Origin of the sequence: Thauera phenylacetica B4P (assembly GCF_000310225.1) — a bacterium.
GTDB classification, from domain to species: Bacteria; Pseudomonadota; Gammaproteobacteria; order Burkholderiales; family Rhodocyclaceae; genus Thauera; species Thauera phenylacetica.
The window spans coordinates 1-3,332 of record NZ_AMXF01000327.1 but is presented as its reverse complement, the minus strand read 5'-3'; the positions used below and the strand labels follow the sequence as shown (position 1 = coordinate 3,332).

The window sequence follows — 3,332 nt, the reverse complement described above, 5'->3', positions numbered from 1 at the left end:
CGGGCGCGCAGTCGGCGTCCTCGCGCGCCACCACGGCGGCGGCCTCGCGCTCGCTGTGCGCGGTGGCGACCGCGCTGCAGTCGGCGGCGGAGAAGCCGCGGCTGGCGAGCGCGGATTCGAGGAAGTGCGCCGAGCCCGCGCCAGGCTGGCGCATCGCCCAGCGGTAGTCGAAGGCGGCGAGCGTCTCGATGCCGTCCACCTGCAGGCCGCGGCGCAGGATCACCCCCTGCTCGCGCAGCGCCAGACGCACCAGCGCCCACTTGCGGTGCGGACCGAAGCGGCGCAGCAGCATGGCGTGCTGCTGCACGCTGTGCTCGACGCCTCCCCAGTGCAGCGCGCACACGTCGGCGCGGCGGCGGGCGAGCAGCTCCAGCCCGGCCAGGGTGCCGGTGGGGCTGTAGGCGACGAAGGCCTCGGCGCCGAGCGCCGGCGCGAGCGCGCCCACCGTGGCCGCCAGCAGCGGATCGTCGCTGCCGGTGATGAGCAGGCGGTCGGTGAGCGCGCCGCCGTGCGCCTGCTCGAGCAGCCACTCCTCGAGCAGGGCGCGCGGAAACAGCCACTTTCCACCCACGCGCGCGGCGGGGAGCTCGCCGTTCTTGGCGAGCTCGTAGAGCTTCTTCTCGTTGAGGTGCAGGAAGGCGGCCGCCTCGCGCGTGTCGAGGCAGGGGCCGGGGCTGCCGGGGCGCGCGCCCTCCGGCAGCCCTTGTGCCGCGGCGAAGGGGTCGAGCGCCGTGTCTTGCGCGCTGGACGAGGTGGGTGTGCGCTGCCGTTTAGCGCCGGGCTCCGCGGTGGTGGGCGCGCCCGGAGAGGGTTTGCGGACCGGCATCGGCGTGCGCGCGCCGGCTCAGGCGGCGCCGGCCGGCAGGTCCTTCGCCGCCTCGGCGAGCTCGTCGCGGGTGTTGATGTTGCGGAACGCGGCCTCCTCGTCGTCGAAGGCGACCTCGACCACCTTCAGGCTGCCGTACCAGCGGTCGATCTTGCGCCCGCCGCCGGCGAGGAAGGCGCCGAGGTGCTCGGCGAGATCGCGCCGGCACAGGCAGAACACCGGGTGCGGCTGGTCGAAGGTCCTGGCGACCGCGAGCTGGGCGTCGGCGGCGTGCAAGGCGGTGGCCAGGCGCTCGACGAGGTCCGCGGGCAGGAAGGGCGAGTCGCAGGGCGCGGTGACCACGAGCGGGTGGCGCGCGCGCACCAGCGCGGCATGCAGGCCGGCGAGCGGACCGGCGAAGCCGCCGATGTCGTCGCCGAACACCGGATGACCGAAGGCCTGCCAGGCCGCGAGGTTCTGGTTGGCGTTGATGATCAGCTCGTCGACCTGGGGGGCGAGGCGGGCGAGCGCGTGCGCCGCCATCGGCTGCCCGGCGAGCTCGACCAGGCCCTTGTCCACGCCGCCCATGCGGCTGCCCTGGCCGCCGGCGAGCAGCACCCCGGTGATGCGGCAGTCGGCGGGGCGGGGGGAGGAGGAGTCGCTCATCGTGCGGTGGTCTCGTCTTGGGGCGTGGGGGGCGTGCAGTCGCGCTCGAAGCGGTCGGCGCCGGAAAAGAGCAGGTAGTGCTTGCCCTGGGCGCGCCCGATCATGGTGAGGCCGATCTTCTGCGCGATCTGCCAGCCCATGTGGGTGAGGCCGGAGCGCGAGACGAGGAAGGGGATGCCCATCTGCGCGGTCTTGATCACCATCTCCGAGGTGAGCCGGCCGGTGGTGTAGAAGATCTTGTCGGCGCCATCCTCGCCGTCGAGCCACATCTGACCGGCGATTGCGTCCACCGCGTTGTGGCGGCCGACGTCCTCGAAGAACATCAGGATCTCGCAGGCGCCGGGCGTGGCCCGGGCGAGCGCGCAGCCGTGCACCGCGCCGGCCTGCTTGTAGATCGACTCGTGGTGGCGCACGGCGTCCATGAGGGCGTAGAGGGTGGATTGCCGCAGCCGGCGGTCGTGCGGCAGGCGGACCTGGTCGATCTCGTCCATCAGCCCGCCGAACACCGTGCCCTGGCCGCAGCCGGTGGTGACGGTGCGGCTGCCGAGCCTGCGCTCGGCGTCCTGCATGCCGGCGCGGGTGGTGACGGCGACCGCGTCGGTCTCCCAATCCACCTGCACGGAGGCGATCTCGTCCAGGCTGCGCACCAGGCGCTGGTTGCGCAGCCAGCCGATGGCGAGCGCCTCGGGCGCGGCGCCCAGCGTCATCAGGGTGACGATCTCGCGCTTGTCGACGTAGAGCGTGAGTGGGTGCTCACCCGCGATCGAGGTCGGCACGGTCTCGCCGCGTTCGTTCACCGCGGGGATGTCGATGGTGAGCGGACGGCTGGCCTGGCTCAGCAGGGGACGGTCGGGAGGGGTCATCGGGGAGGGACCGGAGATGCGCGAGCAGGCGATTGTAGCCGCAAGTCCTGCGCTGCATGGACGGCGGCGGTCTGGATGCGGGCACGCGCGTCGCTTGCCGGGTCGCCGGGTTCGCAGCTGCCGCAGCTCCTACAGAGGCCGTCGCCGCTTTCGTCGCCCGTGCCTTGGGGGCGCGTGATGTTTCATGTAGGAGCGCCGGCAGGCGCGAAGGCGGCGTGTCGAACCGCGAGATCGCCCGTCGCCACTCCACCGCCCATTCGCGGCTGCCGCCGCTCCTACAGAGACCATCGCCGCTTCCGCCGCCCGGATCGGCGCCGCGGGTTTTCACGGTCGCGCGCTGCCCGGCGGGCACGTATGCTACGGAAGACATAGGCTTTCCTTCCAGGTGCAGCACGATGAAAGAATTCCCCGTCGCGGTGATCATGGAGCGTCGCCGCCTGAACAACCCCTGGATCGACGCCGCCTGGGAGGCGGTGGGGGTGGTGCCGGCCTTCGACGACGGCGAGCCGGCGCCGCGCCGCATCGTCGACGAGCCCGAGCGCAGCCAATGGCGCTGCGGGGGCTTCGCGCTCGAGCTCTTCCGCGACGAGGCGGAGAACTACTTCGCCAACATCACCGCGCCCATCCCCAAGGTCTTCGTGCTGTGGCGCATGGACGGCGAGTTCGCCCGGCCGGCGACGGTGTCGGTGAGCTACGGCGAGGCGGCGCGCTGGCTGGACTCGGGCGAGCAGGTCGATGGCGTGCCGATGCCGCGCGAGATCGCCGACTGGGTAGGGGATTTCGTGAACACCCACTACAAGCCGGAGCCCAAGAAGAAGGTGAAGCGCAACGATCCGCTCGGGCTGGACCGGAGGCGGACGTGAGCGGCGGCTTTCTCTCGCGATGGTCGCGGCGCAAGCTCGCCGCGGTGGCGCAGGCCGAGGCCGAACCCCCGGTGGCGGGCCAGTCGCCCGCGGCTTTCCAGCCCGACGCGACGGAGCCGTTCGCGGTCGCGCCCG

At 72.7% G+C, this 3,332-nt stretch carries 4 protein-coding genes; 1 reads left to right on the top strand and 3 read right to left on the bottom strand.

Annotated elements, in window-relative coordinates; genetic code table 11:
- The 3 genes from C667_RS21355 to C667_RS21345 all read right to left on the bottom strand — a co-directional run.
- On the bottom strand, positions 1 to 826 hold an 826-nt coding region (locus tag C667_RS21355), incomplete at its 3' end, for a substrate-binding domain-containing protein (protein ID WP_004383516.1).
- Between the two features lie 18 nt (positions 827 to 844).
- A complete protein-coding gene (mobA, locus tag C667_RS21350; protein WP_004383514.1) occupies positions 845 to 1,471 on the bottom strand; it encodes a molybdenum cofactor guanylyltransferase MobA in 627 nt (208 codons plus the stop codon).
- The gene (locus tag C667_RS21345; protein WP_004383512.1) at positions 1,468 to 2,334 is read right to left on the bottom strand and encodes a formate dehydrogenase accessory sulfurtransferase FdhD; all 867 of its coding nucleotides are present in this window, start codon (positions 2,332 to 2,334) and stop codon (positions 1,468 to 1,470) included. The genes mobA and C667_RS21345 overlap by 4 nt, the downstream gene beginning before the upstream one ends.
- Positions 2,335 to 2,729: 395 nt before the next feature.
- On the opposite strand from C667_RS21345, the gene C667_RS21340 reads away from it, so the two are divergent.
- A complete protein-coding gene (locus C667_RS21340; RefSeq protein WP_004383510.1) occupies positions 2,730 to 3,197 on the top strand; it encodes a DUF3305 domain-containing protein in 468 nt (155 codons plus the stop codon).
- The last annotated feature ends 135 nt before the right edge of the window (positions 3,198 to 3,332 follow it).